Source organism: Candidatus Pelagibacter sp. PS_28 (assembly GCF_059417885.1).
This window is the reverse complement of the sequence record NZ_CM182070.1, coordinates 385,652-401,931: the sequence shown is the minus strand read 5'-3', so window position 1 is coordinate 401,931 and position 16,280 is coordinate 385,652. Positions and strand designations below refer to the sequence as shown.

General features: G+C 31.2%; 19 protein-coding genes. 3 read left to right on the top strand and 16 right to left on the bottom strand.

What is annotated here, in order from left to right; translation table 11 throughout:
• The first annotated feature begins 58 nt into the window (after window positions 1–58).
• Window positions 59–943, top strand: a complete 885-nt coding sequence (locus tag AC5SMR_RS02120) for a DMT family transporter (protein WP_494577196.1) — start codon at window positions 59–61, stop codon at window positions 941–943.
• Window positions 944–959: 16 nt separating this feature from the next.
• On the opposite strand, the gene AC5SMR_RS02115 is transcribed toward AC5SMR_RS02120, so the two are convergent.
• The 11 genes from AC5SMR_RS02115 to AC5SMR_RS02065 form a co-directional block, all read right to left on the bottom strand.
• Window positions 960–2,147 carry an alginate lyase family protein gene (locus tag AC5SMR_RS02115; protein WP_494577195.1) on the bottom strand — a complete coding sequence of 396 codons (1,188 nt, stop codon included), beginning with the start codon at window positions 2,145–2,147 and terminating at the stop codon, window positions 960–962.
• Window positions 2,148–2,172: 25 nt separating this feature from the next.
• On the bottom strand, window positions 2,173–2,709 hold the full coding sequence (locus AC5SMR_RS02110) for a pentapeptide repeat-containing protein (RefSeq protein ID WP_494577194.1): 537 nt from the start codon (window positions 2,707–2,709) through the stop codon (window positions 2,173–2,175).
• 70 nt (window positions 2,710–2,779) lie between these two features.
• The gene (locus tag AC5SMR_RS02105) at window positions 2,780–4,180 is read right to left on the bottom strand and encodes a Glu/Leu/Phe/Val family dehydrogenase (RefSeq protein ID WP_494577193.1); all 1,401 of its coding nucleotides are present in this window, start codon (window positions 4,178–4,180) and stop codon (window positions 2,780–2,782) included.
• Window positions 4,170–4,685, bottom strand: coding sequence for a hypothetical protein (locus AC5SMR_RS02100; protein ID WP_494577192.1), 516 nt, complete (start codon window positions 4,683–4,685; stop codon window positions 4,170–4,172). Before AC5SMR_RS02100 ends, AC5SMR_RS02105 begins: the two co-directional genes overlap by 11 nt.
• Window positions 4,682–4,975 carry a hypothetical protein gene (locus tag AC5SMR_RS02095; RefSeq protein WP_494577191.1) on the bottom strand — a complete coding sequence of 98 codons (294 nt, stop codon included), beginning with the start codon at window positions 4,973–4,975 and terminating at the stop codon, window positions 4,682–4,684. Before AC5SMR_RS02095 ends, AC5SMR_RS02100 begins: the two co-directional genes overlap by 4 nt.
• Window position 4,976: 1 nt before the next feature.
• Window positions 4,977–6,587: a SulP family inorganic anion transporter gene (locus AC5SMR_RS02090; protein ID WP_494577190.1), complete on the bottom strand. Its 1,611-nt coding sequence runs from the start codon at window positions 6,585–6,587 to the stop codon at window positions 4,977–4,979.
• A 169-nt stretch (window positions 6,588–6,756) separates the two neighbouring features.
• Window positions 6,757–7,161, bottom strand: a complete 405-nt coding sequence (locus tag AC5SMR_RS02085) for an HIT domain-containing protein (RefSeq protein ID WP_020169526.1) — start codon at window positions 7,159–7,161, stop codon at window positions 6,757–6,759.
• 2 nt (window positions 7,162–7,163) lie between these two features.
• Window positions 7,164–7,949 carry a sulfite exporter TauE/SafE family protein gene (locus AC5SMR_RS02080; RefSeq protein ID WP_494577189.1) on the bottom strand — a complete coding sequence of 262 codons (786 nt, stop codon included), beginning with the start codon at window positions 7,947–7,949 and terminating at the stop codon, window positions 7,164–7,166.
• A gap of 40 nt (window positions 7,950–7,989) precedes the next feature.
• The gene (dusA, locus tag AC5SMR_RS02075) at window positions 7,990–8,982 is read right to left on the bottom strand and encodes a tRNA dihydrouridine(20/20a) synthase DusA (protein WP_018414250.1); all 993 of its coding nucleotides are present in this window, start codon (window positions 8,980–8,982) and stop codon (window positions 7,990–7,992) included.
• A gap of 22 nt (window positions 8,983–9,004) precedes the next feature.
• Window positions 9,005–9,547 carry a DNA-directed RNA polymerase subunit omega gene (rpoZ, locus tag AC5SMR_RS02070; protein WP_494577188.1) on the bottom strand — a complete coding sequence of 181 codons (543 nt, stop codon included), beginning with the start codon at window positions 9,545–9,547 and terminating at the stop codon, window positions 9,005–9,007.
• A 43-nt stretch (window positions 9,548–9,590) separates the two neighbouring features.
• Window positions 9,591–10,799 (bottom strand): MFS transporter, encoded by a 1,209-nt coding sequence (locus AC5SMR_RS02065; protein WP_494577187.1) that lies wholly within the window; start codon window positions 10,797–10,799, stop codon window positions 9,591–9,593.
• 14 nt (window positions 10,800–10,813) lie between these two features.
• Here AC5SMR_RS02065 and AC5SMR_RS02060 point away from each other — a divergent pair, with 14 nt between their 5' ends.
• Both AC5SMR_RS02060 and AC5SMR_RS02055 read left to right on the top strand, forming a co-directional pair.
• A complete protein-coding gene (locus AC5SMR_RS02060; protein ID WP_494577186.1) occupies window positions 10,814–11,680 on the top strand; it encodes an NAD(P)-dependent oxidoreductase in 867 nt (288 codons plus the stop codon).
• 6 nt (window positions 11,681–11,686) lie between these two features.
• Window positions 11,687–12,286 carry a flavin-binding protein gene (locus tag AC5SMR_RS02055; protein ID WP_494577185.1) on the top strand — a complete coding sequence of 200 codons (600 nt, stop codon included), beginning with the start codon at window positions 11,687–11,689 and terminating at the stop codon, window positions 12,284–12,286.
• A gap of 122 nt (window positions 12,287–12,408) precedes the next feature.
• On the opposite strand, the gene AC5SMR_RS02050 is transcribed toward AC5SMR_RS02055, so the two are convergent.
• The 5 genes from AC5SMR_RS02050 to AC5SMR_RS02030 all read right to left on the bottom strand — a co-directional run bounded on the left by AC5SMR_RS02050 (window position 12,409) and on the right by AC5SMR_RS02030 (window position 16,276).
• On the bottom strand, window positions 12,409–13,131 hold the full coding sequence (locus AC5SMR_RS02050; RefSeq protein ID WP_494577184.1) for a hypothetical protein: 723 nt from the start codon (window positions 13,129–13,131) through the stop codon (window positions 12,409–12,411).
• Between the two features lie 3 nt (window positions 13,132–13,134).
• Window positions 13,135–14,022, bottom strand: coding sequence for an inverse autotransporter beta domain-containing protein (locus AC5SMR_RS02045; protein ID WP_494577183.1), 888 nt, complete (start codon window positions 14,020–14,022; stop codon window positions 13,135–13,137).
• Between the two features lie 105 nt (window positions 14,023–14,127).
• Window positions 14,128–14,577, bottom strand: coding sequence for a hypothetical protein (locus AC5SMR_RS02040; RefSeq protein ID WP_494577182.1), 450 nt, complete (start codon window positions 14,575–14,577; stop codon window positions 14,128–14,130).
• A gap of 3 nt (window positions 14,578–14,580) precedes the next feature.
• Window positions 14,581–15,684 (bottom strand): dienelactone hydrolase family protein, encoded by a 1,104-nt coding sequence (locus AC5SMR_RS02035; RefSeq protein ID WP_494577181.1) that lies wholly within the window; start codon window positions 15,682–15,684, stop codon window positions 14,581–14,583.
• 79 nt (window positions 15,685–15,763) lie between these two features.
• Window positions 15,764–16,276: a gamma carbonic anhydrase family protein gene (locus tag AC5SMR_RS02030; protein WP_494577180.1), complete on the bottom strand. Its 513-nt coding sequence runs from the start codon at window positions 16,274–16,276 to the stop codon at window positions 15,764–15,766.
• Window positions 16,277–16,280: the final 4 nt, after the last annotated feature.

The window sequence follows — 16,280 nt, the reverse complement described above, 5'->3', positions numbered from 1 at the left end:
AAAAATTGTTAGATTAATCTTATATTTTTTTAAGATTGATTGATTATAGTCCTTAATAATGAACAATTTTTTCTTATTTATTATCACACTTTTTTGCTGGTCCCCTACTTGGTATGTCATCAAGTTTCAATTAGGTTACGTTGATCCATTAGTATCGGTGTTTTATAGATTTTTGATAGCTGCAATAGTTATTTTTGTTTATTTAATTTATAAGAAGAAAAATCTTAAGTTTTCTTTAAATCAACATCTTTGGTTTTTACTCTTTGGTGTTTGTCTTTACTCTTTAAATTACGTTTTCTTTTATCTATCAAACACTTATTTAATAAGCGCATTTCCAGCAGTTGTCTTTTCAACGGTGGTTATTATGAATATTTTAGGAGAAGGCTTTTACTTTAAAAAGAAACCTTCTTTAAAAACTTTACTTGGTGCAACTATTGGAATGATTGGAATTATAATTATTTTCAATGATGAGATTTTCAATTTCAGCTTTGCTAATGGAACCCATGTTGGATTATTTTTAGCCTTACTTGGTACATTTAGTGCATCAACAGGTAACATGGTTCACCAAAGAAACTTAAATAATAACTTCTCATTAATACCAACACTTGCGTATTCAATGCTTTATGGATCATTAGTTACTCTATTAATCACTCAGATAAAAGGCACTGAATTATTATTTGAATATAGCTTCAGTTACATCGCATCCCTTGCTTATTTATCAATAGTTGGCTCAATATTTGCTTTTATCTTTTACTTAAGACTATTAGAGAAAGTTGGAGCAGGACGAGCGGGTTATGTGGGAGTTGTTATGCCCGTACTTGCTTTATTAATCTCAACAATATTTGAAAACTTAGAATGGCAGCAAGATTTAATAATAGGCTTACCTATTTTAATGATTGGTGCAGTGCTCGTTATTAATCAGAAAATTAAACCTGTAAAATGAGCAAATTAAAACTTTTTTATTTATTTGCTAAAGCATTATAGATACAGCCAATTCCGATTGCTATTGCTCCACTACTTTTCAAGGATTTTGCTTTGGTGGTAAGTTTAGTTTTTAAAAATTTTGAAGTTCTGTGATTTGGGTACCTGTATTGAATTATATGAAACCATTGACTATCAATAGTTATAGAATTTAAATTCTTATTAAATTTTTGTATTCCATTACTAGGTTGTGCATTATGTGCTTTTTTTGCCCATGGTTCTAAAATAGAATTATCTAAAAAACCATCTTGAAATAATTCAGCAGCTTTTAATAGATTTTTTTCATAATTTTTTGGTATTTTAACGTTTGCAGCATTTGCAATTTCCATAATCATAAAAGCTTCACCTAATGCAGAATGATGATACCATAAAGATCTATTACCACGGGTTGTCCTATCTTTAATGCTGCCATCTTTTAAAATCCGTTTATCTGCACTTTTAATAAGCTTTTTAACTAATGATTTATAATTCTTATTATCATTGTGTTTTAAGGCTATATTTGGAAAATACCATCCAGCAGAATTTCCAAAATAAAAATCTGATACTGGTTTTATTCTTTTGTAAAAAGATTTAAACCATTGATTAATTTTTTTGTGTCTAGGATCGTCAGTTTTATAAGTTGTAAAATTTAAATTATAAATATAATTAAGACCCATAACAATTTGTACAGCAACAGTTGAATCTTTTACTGGCGCTAAGTCTTGTCCGTTAGGGTCGCTCCATTCTCCCTGGCAATCTTTTAAAACAGGTTTATCTTTTGAGTTTGTATAACACTGCTTGGTTGCTGATAGTGCATTATTTTTAGCCCAAGTATAAAGTTTATCAAATAGAAATTCTTTAACCTCATCATTCTTAGTAACACTGGCATAAGTTACTGCCGCTAAGTATTCTTTCATAACATCTCTACTGTGATTACCTTCTACAATCTTCCAATTATCCATTCTTGAATTGTAACCAAGTATTTTGGGTGCAAGATCTTTGTTAATAACGCCTTTTCTAATTTTATAGTTTTCAAAACCACAAAACTTGCTCTTATGTTCGGTAGATAATTCATTAAACTCATCTTGAACACTATCTGGAATAAATGGAGATTTACTTAGCTGTTTTGCAAAAGATAAATTTGGAACTATTAAAAATAAAACTAAAATTATTAAATGTTTTTTCATGGATATTATGTGAATTAACTTTTAACTATTTAACACATTTACCAATAGAACCAAGTAAACATTTAGTTCCATCAATCCATGTTACGTTATTAAGATTGGCACCTTCAAAGGTGGCATTTAAAATATTAGCTCCTGTAAAATCAGCTTCAAAGAGGTTGCTATTACTAAAGTTTGTCTCAATTAATGAAGAGCCTTTAAAATTTACTCTTGTTAGGTTAGCACTTGAAAAATTAGCTTTTTCAAAAATACCCCCCTCAAGATTTGCTTCATATAAATTCGTTCTAATAAAAGAAGATTCTACAAAATTACCATTAGCTAATGTTGCATTCATCATTACCCCTTTATCAAAGGTAACTTTAATAAAACTAATAAAAGATAGATTAGAGTTTGGTATATAGGCTCTACTTAGATCTTGGCCTTCTGAGAATTGACAATTAGAATAATCCACTCCATCAACTGGTGCATCATCACAACCTGCTTTAGCACCATTAGATAACCATAAACTTAGAACTAAAATGGCAAAAAGCTTGCTTATAAAGCCTGCTCTTATTAATTTTATCATGACAAATGCTAACAAATCATAGATCGGGAGTCTTCTATTAATTTAATTATAGGTAAAATTAAGCCGCTATTTATCGTTTAGGGAAGCCTTCCACGGTATAGAAGTTTCTTATCTTTTTTAGAGACACGTAATAAGCACTATCTCTAAAGGATTTTTTTATTTGTTTTTTAGCATTATAAATTTCAATAAATGCATTTCTCATACTATCTTCTAGACCTGAAAAAGCTAAGTCCTCTTCATCAGCACCATGAATAATTTTTTTAATGGTGTCAAAATCTGTTTTAGTATTCGTTTTTTTATCTATCAAATCAATAATGTCTAATATTTTTTGTTCTTGAAATCTTTTTTCAACTCTACCAAAACGTATATGAGAAATATCTTTTACCCACTCAAAATAAGAAACCACAACACCCCCTGCATTGACATAGATATCAGGAATAATCATAACGCCTTTTTCAAATAATTTTTGATCCGCCTCAAATGAAATGGGTCCATTTGCAGCCTCAATTATTAATTTTGTTTTAATTTTATCTACATTATCAATAGTGATTGCATTTTCTAATGCAGCTGGAATTAAAATATCACAATCTAATTCTAAAAGTTCGCTTGGATTGTTTTTAAATTTTCCAAGTTTAGGATTATTGATAGTTTTATTTGTCTTATAAAATTCAATTAATGCATTTATATCAATGCCTTTTTTATTATATAAATAACCATCAAACTCACCTACGGCTATAATCTTTGCATTATCTCTATTGTATAAATGTTTAGCTAAATTACTTCCAACATTACCAAAGCCTTGAACTATAATTTCATTATCTTTTAATTCATTTTTCAATCCTGCTTCTTTAACAACATCTTCATGCCTAAATATTTCTCTAACTACTTCTTCAATACCTCTACCGGTAGCCTCAGTTCTGCCAGCAATACCTCCTCTGTGTAAGGGTTTACCTGTTACGCAACCTCTATAATTTATATCATCTGGTTTAAGTGTTTTATAAGTCTCTAAAATCCATTCCATTTCTCTTTCAGACGTTCCAACATCTGGGGCTGGTACATTTAATGCTGGAGAAATAAAACCTTTATTAATTAGTTTACTAGCAAACGCTTTAGTAATTTCTCTAAGTTGAGGCATGGTGTAATTCTTAGGGTTAATCTTTAAACCCCCTTTAGCACCTCCAAAAGGAATATTAACTATTGCACATTTGTAAGTCATTAAAGATGCTAGAGCTTCTGTATCATCTTGATCAACCGTTTCTGAATATCTTAGTCCACCTTTAGTTGGAAGAATGTGCTCTGAGTGAACGGCTCTCCATCCAGTAAAATTATTAATTTTACCGTCTAGGACAACACCTACATTTACTTTAATTAATGAATGAATAGATTTTAAATGTTCAAGTAAGTCATCACTAAAATTTAGTAATTTAGCTGATTTATCTACATGTAAATTAACGTTATCTTTAAAGCTCATTAATAATTATTATATCTTTAATTTTTTTTTTCCAATAACCATAAACACAGCGAGTACCTCGTCTAGAACAATCATAAGTATCATGTAAGACACCCTCTTTAACAACAGTTATGTGTTTTGAGCAAGATACAATTAAAGTCCCACTAGGAAGCTCATCTTTTTTTAAATGAACCTTACAGCCTTGACCAATAAACATAGTTGGCGTCCACTGCCAACCTAGTTTTTCAAGGTATTTCTTAACCACCACTCTATGCGTACCTGATCTTGGGCTGTCATTTTTTTGTTTTAAACTTCTTGCAAGTCTTGTTCTTGATGTAGTTCTAAATTCTTCATTTGCCTTATAAAGATCATCATAAATTTTTTGATAAGGAAGATTTGTTACAATTGCTATAGATCTAACTACACAGTCTCCAGCTTTACCTTTATATCCAGCCGCAGCTCTACCTCCATCATTAATTTGTAATTCTAAATTGCTACTTGAAAATAATCTCTTAAAGAAATTCACGATTTAGTTTTATGATCTAAGATCTCAACCATACACTGAGTTGCGTATTCACGCCATTCACTAGCGGTTTTGCCTTTAAGACTATCAAGCTGTTGTTTATTACTATTAATACTTTCTTGGTATTTAACTTTATCTGTTTCTTCTAGATTTTTTTCCATGTTAGTAAGATTGGTTTCCATGGCACTAATCCAATCATTACCAAGTTCAACACATTTAACATCATCTTTCTCATCACAAACTTGCTTGAAGAAATTGAAAATAACATCATCTGTTTTAATCTCTTTGCTCATCTTATCTGCCAAAAATACCTAATTTAACATCATAATCAACTGCAATTCCGTAATCAGGATCATCATCACTATCAACTACTAATTGGCCTGCTCTACTTAATAATCTATGACAATCTTTAGTTAAATGTCTTAATTTAACTTTTTTTCCAAAACTATTATATTTGTCAGCAATGTCTTCAATGGCTTTTAATGCTGATTGATCAATTACTTTTGATCCTGCAAAATCTATAATAATTACTTCAGGATCTTCTTCTGGTTTAAATAATTCTAAAAAGCTATCCGTTGAACTAAAAAATAATGGTCCTTCTATTTCATAAACCTTAGCACCTTTTTCTCTAACAGATGGTCTCTCTATGGCTCTAATTCTTGATGCAGATTTCCAGGCAAAAACTAATGCTGATACAATTACTCCGACAATTACAGCAACAGCTAAATCCTCTAAAACAGTTACAACAGTTACAAGGACAATTACTAACGCATCACTCTTTGGTACAAAAAATAATATCTTTAATGAGTTCCAGGCAAAGGTTCCAATCACTACCATAAACATTACACCAACAAGTGCTGCAATTGGGATCATCTCAATATAGTTTGATGTATATAAAATAAAAATTAATAGAAATAATGCTGCAGCTATTCCTGCAATTCTTGTTCTACCACCTGATTTTACATTAATCATGGATTGACCGATCATCGCACATCCACCCATACCCCCAAAAAAACCAGTAACTGTATTTGCAAAGCCTTGTGCTAAGCATTCCTGACTAGCCCCACCTCTTTTATTGGTAATTTCACCAACTAAGTTAAGAGTTAACAGGCTTTCAATTAAGCCAATGGCTGACAATATAAATGCATAAGGGAAAATGATCTTTAAAGTTTCAAAGTTTAAAGGAACACTTGGAATTGAAAATATTGGTAATCCTCCTTTAACACTTGCAAGATCTCCAACACTTGGAATATCAATCTTTAATGCTAAAACTAAAATTGAAGTAACCAAAATTGCAGCGAGTGTTGCTGGAACCGCTTTAGTAATCTTTGGTAATAACCAAATGATTAACATGGTTAAAACAACGAACCCTACTGAATAATATAAAGTGTTTCCTGAAATCCATTCTAATTGCCCCATTGCATTAAGAGTTTTAAACTGACTAAGTTGTGAAATACCAATAACAATTGCAAGGCCATTAACAAAACCTAACATTACTGGTTGTGGTACCATTCTAATAAATTTTCCAAGCTTAAAGACACCCGCTAATAATTGTAAAATTCCCATTAAAACTACGGTTGCAAACAAATATTGTGCACCGTGATCCATAACAAGGGACACCATAACAACAGCTAAAGCACCAGTTGCTCCTGAAATCATTCCAGGTCTTCCACCAAACACAGCAGTAATTAAACCAACAATAAAAGCTGCATAAAGTCCTGATAAGGGTGCAACTCCTGCAACAAAAGCAAAGGCAATAGCTTCAGGGACTAACGCTAAAGCAACTGTTAAACCAGATAAAACTTCAATTCTAAATAAAGAAAAGGATGCCCCTTCCTTTGGAATATAATTTTGTGAGTTAAAGCCAATAGATTTAGCAAATGATGAGAGTGTGGTTTTAATCAATGTGTTTAAATTTTAATTATTTATAAGTAGGCGTGTTATCTATTTAGTAAAGCAAGCAGTTGATAAAGTCTAGTTTCAATTAATACGTGTTAACAAATTTGAGACGAATCATATACATAATGATTAAGAGGTAGTGGCGGGAGACTAAAACTACCTCTGTCCTTACCCTTTAATCCTTAAAAAACTTTTTAATTTTTGAAATAGTTTTTGCTAATAAAACTTTTGAATAAGGTTTCCCCTTTACTACCCAAACTGAAAGTGGCCAGGTACTATCTTTAGTAGATCTTGCAATAATATGAATGTGTAATTGGGGAACAATGTTGCCAATTTTTTCAACATTAAGTTTTTTTGTTTTAAAAATTTTTTTCATTAACTTGCTGCAATGAACAATTTCTTTCATTAATAACATTTGATCTTTTGAATTAAGTTCTGAGATATCAGTTATATTTTTTCGCTTTGGAATTAAAATGATCCAAGGAAATTTAGCATTATCAATTAAACGAATACTGCATAATTTTAATTCAGTTATTAAATGAGAATCTTTTAGAAAACTTTTACTTACTTTATTTGCCATAACTACAGTTTGAAATATTCATATAAAAATTTTGCAGCAATGATAAGTAAAAATATTCCAAAATATTTACTAATTCTATTCTTATCAATTGCATGAACTGTTCTTGCACCAATTCTAGCCATAAAGGTTGTAATCGGTATAAAAATCAAAAAAGCTGGAATGTTTAAAAAACCAATACTTAATGGAATATTTGTTTTTAAATAACTACCCGTTATCAAAAATCCAATTGCGCCAAATAATGCTATTAAAAAACCAATAGCAGCAGCGCTACCTATAGCTCTATTAATTGAGTAACCAAAAAACTTTAGAATTGGAACATTCATAACAGCCCCTCCAATACCCATGGGTGCCGAGATAAAACCTACTAAAAATCCTAAAATAATTTTCAAATGAAGTTTAATTTTAAGAGTTATATTTTTTTCCTTCTCTTTTAATAATAAAAGATAAATACTTAATAAAAATATTACGATTGCAAAGAAAAGAACTAAAGTTTTAGTTTTAAGAGTTGCTGCAAAAATTGTTCCAAAAATAACACCAAGCACTACAAATATTCCATAGCTTTTAACTATATCAAAATCAACTGCTTTAAATTTATGATGAGTTAAAACTGAGACAGTTGAGGTTGGTATTATGATTGCAAACGATGTTCCAACCGCAAGGTGCATGACATATTCTTGATCAATCCCTAAAGAATTAAAAATATAAAACAAAAATGGAACTGTAATTAATCCACCGCCAATACCAAATAAACCTGCAACAAATCCAACAGGAATAGCAGTTAAGGCCATTAGTAGGCTAAAGTATATGTACTCGTTAGATAAAAGAGAACTAAGCAGATTGACTTACCGACGTGTCGACATTGTTATATTTAATCTTATCCATGATGTGATCAATCTTTTTAACATCGGCATCTCTAACACACATATTTTCGCTTAAATACCTTTTCCAAAAGCTAGATCCTGTTTGACCATGAAATAATCCAAGTGTATGTCTCATAATTTGATTTAAACGTGTTCCTTTTTTTATTTCTTCTCTGACATACGGTAGTAATTGTTCAATTACATCTTGTCGACTTGGTACATTTTCATTATTAAATATATCTCTTTCAATATCAGCTAATAAATAAGGAGTATGGTAAGCAGCACGTCCAATCATAACTCCATCAACTTTATCTAAGTGATCTTTCATTTGATCAGTTGTGGTAATTCCACCGTTGATAATAATTTCTTCATTAGGGAAATCTTTTTTTAATCTGTAGACAAAATCATACTTTAAAGGAGGGATGTTTAGATTTTGTTTAGGAGTAAATTTTCCAAGAATAGCTTTTCTTGCATGAATGATGAAAGTTTTAACACCAGTGCTTTTTAAAGTTGAAATAAAATGATGTAAATTTTCATAATCTTCGGTGTCATCGTAACCAATTCTTGTTTTAATCGTAACCGGCAACTTTGTAACCGATTGCATTTTACTTAAGCAGTCTGCAACTAAATTTGGTTCTTTCATCAAGCATGCCCCAAATTTATTTTTCTCAACTTTTTTTGAAGGGCAACCAAGGTTTAAATTTATCTCATCATAACCAAAGTCCTCACCTGCTTTGGTAGCCTCTGCAAGTAAAGTTGGAGACGATCCACCAATTTGAAGGGCTATTGGTTTTTCATTTATATTAAATTCTAATAGTTTTTTTTTATCCCCTCGATGAATAGCTTCAGAGACAACCATCTCACTATAGAGCAATGTGTTTTTACTAATCAGTCTTAAAAAAAAACGTTCATGACGATCAGTGCAATCCATCATAGGTGCAACGGATACTTTCCTGTTCATACTAAACTTTTATATTATTTTTTTAGCTATTTGTAGTCTCTGAATCGTCAGAGTTTTCTTCAGTTGTTTCAGCTTCTGTTTCAGCTTCAGCTATTTGATCTAAAGAAACTGCTGTCTCTTCATCTCCCACTTCTAACTCTGCATCAACGTCAACTTCTGGTTCTGCTTTTGCAGTTAATTCTTCTAAATCATCAGAGGATACTTGAATTTTTTCAGGAATTTTTCTAGCTCTTTTAGATGGTAAAATAGGAGTTCCACTTTTAGAAATTTCACCTTTGTACATACTTTCAAAATCATCACCAATAATTTCATCATCATCAGTACCATCGTCAACTTGCTCAACGTGCTTTCTAAGTTTGTGTACAGCGCTATCTGTTAAGTCTGAAACTTTAATAGTTTCTGCTGCAATTTCTCTTAAAGATATAACTGTGTTTTTGTCATTATCTCTATCTAAAGTTGGTTCTAAACCTGAATTTAATTGAACAGCTCTTTCTTTAGCAACTAAAACTAATTCGTAAGGACTTTCTACTTTATCTATGCAATCTTCTACTGTTACTCTAGCCATGCGCAGTATCTATACAGTAGTTAAAAAAAAATCAAGGATAATTCTATAAATAATCAGGATTAAGCTTGTTCTTTACAAGGAATAACAACAATATTGCTATTAAAATATAAGATCCTGAAACAAGAGCAATTTGCTCAATAGAAAGGCTATTATCAATCAAAATTCCAAAGAGTGCTGTACCAAATGCAGTTGAAAATACCATTAACGCTGTGGTTAATGCTTTAATGGAACCAATATATCTTACTCCATAAATCTCAGCCCAAGTAGCAGAACCTAGAACATTTGCTAAACCATTTGAAATTCCAATTAAACCTAAAAATACAAATGATGAAATTGGTGAGTTAAAATAATAAAGCACAAACGTTGCAACTAATAAAGGAATGTTCATATAAATTATTAATTTTCGACTACTAAACTTATCAATTAAAAAGCCTGTTAAAAATAAAGTAATCACTGATAAAATTGAATACACCATAAAGGATTGGGGAATAACATATGGTCCCCAACCTTTAGATGACACTATAAAAGATTGATAAACAAATGTACCCGTTGCAATCCAAGGCATCGCTAACATACTTAAACATATAATATAAAAGCGATAATCTTTTAAAACTTCACCTCTCGTCCATTGTTTTATATCTTTAGTTTTAATATTTGTAGCACTAGATGTTTCTCTTGAGTCTAATTTAACGTTTTTAACTAATGTAACAATGACAATAGGTAAAATGATAATAACTGAAATTGATATGGCTATCCAAATATTTCTCCAATCAATAAAAGTTAATAAAAAAATAATTAATAAAGGTAAAATAAATTCAGCTAACGATAAACCAAGCCAAGTTGTGCTTAATGCACGTCCCCTAGTCTTTTCAAAAAATCTTGATATTGTTGTGGTTGCAGTGTGAGACATTAGTCCTTGACCTGATAACCTCATTAAGAAAATTGATAAAAATAAGAAAGCGACTGATGAAATTTTAGAAAATAAAAAACAAGAGATCGCTAGTAACGCAATAACATAAGATGCAAATTTTAAAATATTAAAGTCATCTATTTTTTTACCAACCCAAACAAGTATAAAACTACTTAATAAAGTAGCGGACGCGTAAATAGATCCAAACTGACCATGCGTGATAGAAAGCGCGTCTCTTATGCTTGAATTAAACAGTCCTAGAAAAAAACTCTGTCCAAAGCTTGAAAAAAATGTAAATATAAATCCAAATAAAATTACTTTAAAATTCAAACTTTTAAACATAGGAAATAGAAATTATGAGCAATGTTGCATTTATAGGTTTAGGTGTCATGGGTTATCCAATGGCAGGATATATATCAAAAGCAGGTCACAATGTAACTGTTTATAATAGAACTGCTGCAAAAGCTGATAAATGGGTTGCTGAAAATAAAGGATCAAAAACAGATACTCCTGCAAAAGCTGCAGAAGGTGCAGATTTTATATTTACCTGTGTTGGTAATGATAATGATTTAAGAGAAGTAACTTTCGGTGACAACGGTATCTTTAAAACAATTAAAAAAGGCTCAGTTTACATTGATAACACAACAGCCTCTGCAACAATTGCTAGAGAAATTAATGAGTTTGCTAAAAAAAATGGTTTTGGTGCATTAGATGCGCCAGTGTCAGGGGGTCAAGCTGGTGCTGAAAATGGTGCACTGACAGTGATGATCGGTGGAGATCAATCTGATTTTGATAAAGCTAAAGACATCATTGATTGTTATAGCAAAAAAATGAAATTATTAGGTGGCGCTGGTAATGGCCAATTAGCCAAAATGGTTAACCAAATCTGTATTGCGGGTTTAGTTCAAGGTTTATCAGAAGCAATTAACTTTGGCAAAAAAGCTGGATTAAATATGGAAGATGTAATTGAGGTTATATCTAAAGGTGCTGCTCAATCTTGGCAAATGGAAAACAGATACAAAACAATGATTGATGATCAGTTTGAATTTGGTTTTGCAGTTGATTGGATGAGAAAAGATTTAAAAATTGCAATGGATGAAGCTAAAAATAATGGTTCATTACTTCCTGTAACTGAAATCGTTGATAAGTATTATGCTGAAGTTCAAGAGATGGGTGGAAAACGTTGGGATACTTCTAGTTTGATTAGAAGACTTAGCAAATAAGCCATAATGCAACCAACATACTACGAAGATTTTGAAGAGATTAAAAATAAGATCTGGTCAATGTTGGACAATGCTGTCAAGGATAGAGGGTCTCCTTTTAGAATTCCTGTATTTATTTGTGGTGGTCAAGATGACTTTGATGGAAGAATTGTAGTTCTTAGAAAATCAGATGAAACAAATAATCTTGTCCAATACCATAGTGATATTAGATCAGATAAAATTGCTAAATTAAAATCAAATAAAAACGCAGCAATGTTATTTTATGACAAGGAAGAGAAGATCCAAGTTAGACTTAAAGTGGAATGCACCATTAATCATGAAAATGACATTACAAAACAGTCTTGGTTAAATACAGGACACATGAGTAGAAAGTGTTATTTAGTAGATAACGGACCAGGAACATTATCCAAAACCCCTACTTCAGGACTAAAGCCTGAACTGGATAATTTTGAATTTACAATGGAGCAAAGTGAGGTGGGATATAAAAACTTTACTGTTATTCAATGTAAAATTAAAAGCATGGAGTGGCTTTATTTAGCAGCTAAAGGCCACCGTCGTGCTAGATTTGATTTAGAGAATAATAAAGATACCTGGTTAATTCCTTAATAAAAAGTACACTTCTCAATACCAAATGTAGATGATGTTAGAGCTCTTGAAAAAGAAAATGAATTACAAGATCTTTTAAAGTAAAATATTACAAGTCTCCAAAAAATTAAAAAATTTTTATTTTACTCAACGAAAGTTATTGAAACAGCTGGAGCGTTAGGCCAAACTAAACAAGCAGCCGCATCATCAAATTGTACTGCATTCGCTAAGTCAAATGCAACCTGAACGTTTGGCATCTTTCCAGGCTTTAAAGTAAATGGAGTACCTAATTCAACTCTAAATTTGATATAGGGTGTATCTCCATCAACTGGATCACCTGCTGGCTCTTCGTTAGCAGTGACAGTTCCATCAATCGCATCTGTACCATTCATATGATTGGCTAAAGTTGTATTATCTGGAATTCTTATGATTTGTGCTACTGCATTCGAAGCCGTTGCATCTCTTGTTCCATCAGCAGGAGTTGCTCCACTTGCTGCTGAGGCATCTGATCCTCCAGTAACACAAGCTGCTGTATCATCACTTCCTGCAGCTGTTACTGTAAAATTTCTATTAAGGATAACCTGAAACCATGTAAAAGTTTTTCCAAAAGGAACACTGCTAAGACTACCAATTCCTCCTGCCGATTGTCCTGCAGTTGTTGAACTGAGATCAAAAGATTTCCCAGTTGTTCCCTCACTTCCAAGAATCACAGGATTTAAACATGTAGTTTGTGAACTTCCTGTTTCACATAACATAACAGAATGAACTGTATTGATATAGCTACTTGGTGTAACGGCAGCTGAATAGGCTTTGTTATAATTCACTAAAGATAAAAATATGATTAATGCTGAAAATATTCTATTCATAAATTACTGTACAGTAATAATTACTGCTCCCTGAGTTTCAATTGCTATATTATTATTTCTTTTAACTTTCTGAAATAAAGTAGTGCTCATATCTTTTGTACGAAATGCATCAGTGCTTAAAAACCCATCAACCAATGAAGGGTTTGAATTTCTTGGAGGGTAAACAAAAGTAATTCTAGCTGAAGTAAAATCATCAGCATTATTTCCACTCTCATCATATTCTACTTCAAATACTAATGAGGAAGTTAAATTCATTTCTGAAATATATTTTTTTCCTTTAGTGTCTTCTGAAGCTAAATCAGCTTCATGTTTATATCCTGTAAAATTAAATTTCATCCATGGCATATAGGGCACTTCTGTTGCTAAAGTATAATCCATACCCCCGAGAGATTGTTCTTTTGTACCATCAACTATTTTTTGTAAGGATGCTGCTTCATAATGGTTAAAGTGAAAATCTAAAATTCCTGCTTTTGCTTCTAAACCTAAACTTGCTCTTGAATGATCTTCTTGAAGATCCCTGTCATAAAATAAGTTTGCTCCAAACATAAAAGAATTATCATCACTTAACATACGATAACCAAGTCCAAAATTACCTATGTAACGCAAATCAGATACTCCGACATCTTGAGTATGTAAACTCATTTGGGTAAAAAAATTAGAATTAGTTGTCTTATTCAAATCTCTTAAGATTAAAAGATTTATTCTAGGTTCATTATCATCTTTATCAGAAAACTGAATATCAAACTCTGTAGTTCCTTCGCCTGGGATTAGACCGATTGTGTATTCTGAAATTTTTTCAGAAGCTTTAGATAAAACACTTCCCTTAATGTCTGCATTAGCTACAGTTGTGATAAATAATGATAATATTATTATTAAAAACTTCATTATCATTGATTAATTTTAAATAACTTAAAAAACAATTATTTTTTAACCCAAAATAGGTTTTTTTTATTGAAATTACTTTATTTTTTTTGAGTGATACTTTTTTGTTAAGTCTTAATTAAATTGCTTAGCAAATTTTTTATAAAGTTTTAAACAATCATCAGTGTCTATTTTTCCTAAGGGTTCAATCGTTTCCTTAAATTTTTTACCTAAACTTAGCCCTTCTGATTTAGAATAATCTAATAATTTTTTTTTGATTAATTTTTCTAATTTCCTCCTTACCGTTTCTTGAGGTATGTATAGATTTTCAGCAACTGCAAAGATCGTCAATTTTTTACCTTTCATTAATCTCTTATGATCTTCGGTCTCTGTCTTATCAAAAACTTCAGTCCAACTAAGTGACTTTCCTAGAGTGATAGTTTGATATAGAAAATGTGTATATACTGTTAACAAGATCATGTGACTTTCATAATCATGTTTCACCATCTTTTTTACATTTAGAAAATGGTTAATATGATGAGAAACAATAAAATATATCAATTTATTGTCTATCCCTTTAACCACGACTTATAAAAGATTTTTCTTAAAGAAATTTATAAATTGAGGCATATATTCATCACCATGATTTCCTCCAACATGAGCTCCTCTTTTTAAACATTTTTCACCTTTTAAAATTTTAAACACTTTTTTAAAAGTTTTTTTAGGTTCTGTGGCAGCAGCTTCACCGTACTCCTCCCAACTATTAAAAAGTTTATACTTATTTAAACCTAGGTCAGCAAGTTTGCCCATAACAACACCATTATCATCAACGTAATGTGCGGGACATGTAGGCATAACCATTGCCTTAACTTTTTGAGGTTTGTATGGTGAATGCCAATCATGACCCCAGCCTGATTTAATATCAATTTCAATTTGTCCTTCTTTAGCTAGAATATTTTTAACATATTCTGCACATGGCTTTGCTAAAGTTAAATCGTCATCTGCACCGTGGACATAAAGCATTTTTGTATTCTTTGTAAGTTCAGCATTTTTAAACAATCCAGCCATTCTGCACTCTGCAGCCTCTGGAAGTATTGCATCAAATCCATTTGATCCTTCTAAAAATTTTGATGTAAATTTTACATCTGCAACAAGTAAAGAATTAGTACCACCTCTTGAGTGACCATTAGTTCCAATTTTTCCATTTGATCTTGGATGAGATTTTATAAATTGATAAGCCATCATAGTATCTATTGCTTGACTAACCATCGTCGCCTTAGATTGATCTCTCCATGTATCTTTTGTGCCTCTATTACAAAAGCTATCAATCAACATTACTCCAATCCCAGCCTCCAGAAGATTTTTACGCGCTTTGACATAATAAGAATTAGTGAATAATGATCCAGCACCTCCACTTCCATGAGTCATAATCACTACAGGAGCTTTATTAGTACCTTTTGGAAAAGCTAAATATCCTGTTACAGTTACTGGATTCAACAAATAATTTTCATTTAAAACATTATACAAACCCATTGTAGTATAAGAAGGCAATGCGATTATCTCCCCATCTTTTAAAACTTTATCAGCACCGTATAAAATAGATTTGTTTTTTGTGCATTTGTATTTATCATGATCCGCAAAAGCAGATGATGAAAATAAAATTGCAATTAAAATTAAAAATATTTTTTTCATAAACTATAAAAAAACCCAATATAAGTTTATTAACTATTTAAAACTCAAATGTCTAATAAACAAAAACCTATTTTGGGTTTTAAAATACTGATTTAGAATATTTTTTCCAGTTATCCTGATAGTGAATAGCATTTTCAGTGATTAATTTTGCTTCTTCACCTGAGACTTGTCTTATAATTTTACCAGGGGATCCAACCACTAAAGAATTGTCAGGAATGACTTTGTTTTCTGTGATCAATGCATTAGCTCCTATGATGCAATTTTTTCCAATTTTTGCACCATTTAAAATTACAGCACCAATTCCAATTAAAGAATTGTCTTCAATGGTGCAGCCATGCAGCATAACCAAATGACCAATAGTTACATCTTTTCCAATTTTTAAAGGGTAACCTGGATCGGTATGCAATACACTGCCATCTTGTATATTGGAGCCTTCACCGATATGAATATTTTCAACATCTCCTCTTAAAGTAACATTAAACCAAATGCTGGTATTTTTTTCTAGCGTGACATCACCAATGATGGATGCATTAGATGCAGACCAATTATCACCTAAATTTTTAACTTTTTTATCTTCCAAATCATAAAACATAACT

Bases quoted from the DNA above. Each gene is read 5' to 3' on its own strand.
- AC5SMR_RS02085 (WP_020169526.1), bottom strand. From the start codon at position 7,161: ATGGCAAATAAAGTAAGTAAAAGTTTTCTAAAAGATTCTCATTTAATA.
- dusA (WP_018414250.1), bottom strand. From the start codon at position 8,982: ATGAACAGGAAAGTATCCGTTGCACCTATGATGGATTGCACTGATCGT.
- AC5SMR_RS02105 (WP_494577193.1), bottom strand. From the start codon at position 4,180: ATGAGCTTTAAAGATAACGTTAATTTACATGTAGATAAATCAGCTAAA.
- AC5SMR_RS02095 (WP_494577191.1), bottom strand. From the start codon at position 4,975: ATGAGCAAAGAGATTAAAACAGATGATGTTATTTTCAATTTCTTCAAG.
- AC5SMR_RS02035 (WP_494577181.1), bottom strand. From the start codon at position 15,684: ATGAAAAAAATATTTTTAATTTTAATTGCAATTTTATTTTCATCATCT.
- AC5SMR_RS02060 (WP_494577186.1), top strand. From the start codon at position 10,814: ATGAGCAATGTTGCATTTATAGGTTTAGGTGTCATGGGTTATCCAATG.
- AC5SMR_RS02045 (WP_494577183.1), bottom strand. From the start codon at position 14,022: ATGATAATGAAGTTTTTAATAATAATATTATCATTATTTATCACAACT.
- AC5SMR_RS02115 (WP_494577195.1), bottom strand. From the start codon at position 2,147: ATGAAAAAACATTTAATAATTTTAGTTTTATTTTTAATAGTTCCAAAT.
- AC5SMR_RS02065 (WP_494577187.1), bottom strand. From the start codon at position 10,799: ATGTTTAAAAGTTTGAATTTTAAAGTAATTTTATTTGGATTTATATTT.
- AC5SMR_RS02120 (WP_494577196.1), top strand. From the start codon at position 59: ATGAACAATTTTTTCTTATTTATTATCACACTTTTTTGCTGGTCCCCT.
- AC5SMR_RS02055 (WP_494577185.1), top strand. From the start codon at position 11,687: ATGCAACCAACATACTACGAAGATTTTGAAGAGATTAAAAATAAGATC.
- AC5SMR_RS02080 (WP_494577189.1), bottom strand. From the start codon at position 7,949: ATGGCCTTAACTGCTATTCCTGTTGGATTTGTTGCAGGTTTATTTGGT.
- rpoZ (WP_494577188.1), bottom strand. From the start codon at position 9,547: ATGGCTAGAGTAACAGTAGAAGATTGCATAGATAAAGTAGAAAGTCCT.
- AC5SMR_RS02110 (WP_494577194.1), bottom strand. From the start codon at position 2,709: ATGATAAAATTAATAAGAGCAGGCTTTATAAGCAAGCTTTTTGCCATT.
- AC5SMR_RS02030 (WP_494577180.1), bottom strand. From the start codon at position 16,276: ATGTTTTATGATTTGGAAGATAAAAAAGTTAAAAATTTAGGTGATAAT.
- AC5SMR_RS02050 (WP_494577184.1), bottom strand. From the start codon at position 13,131: ATGAATAGAATATTTTCAGCATTAATCATATTTTTATCTTTAGTGAAT.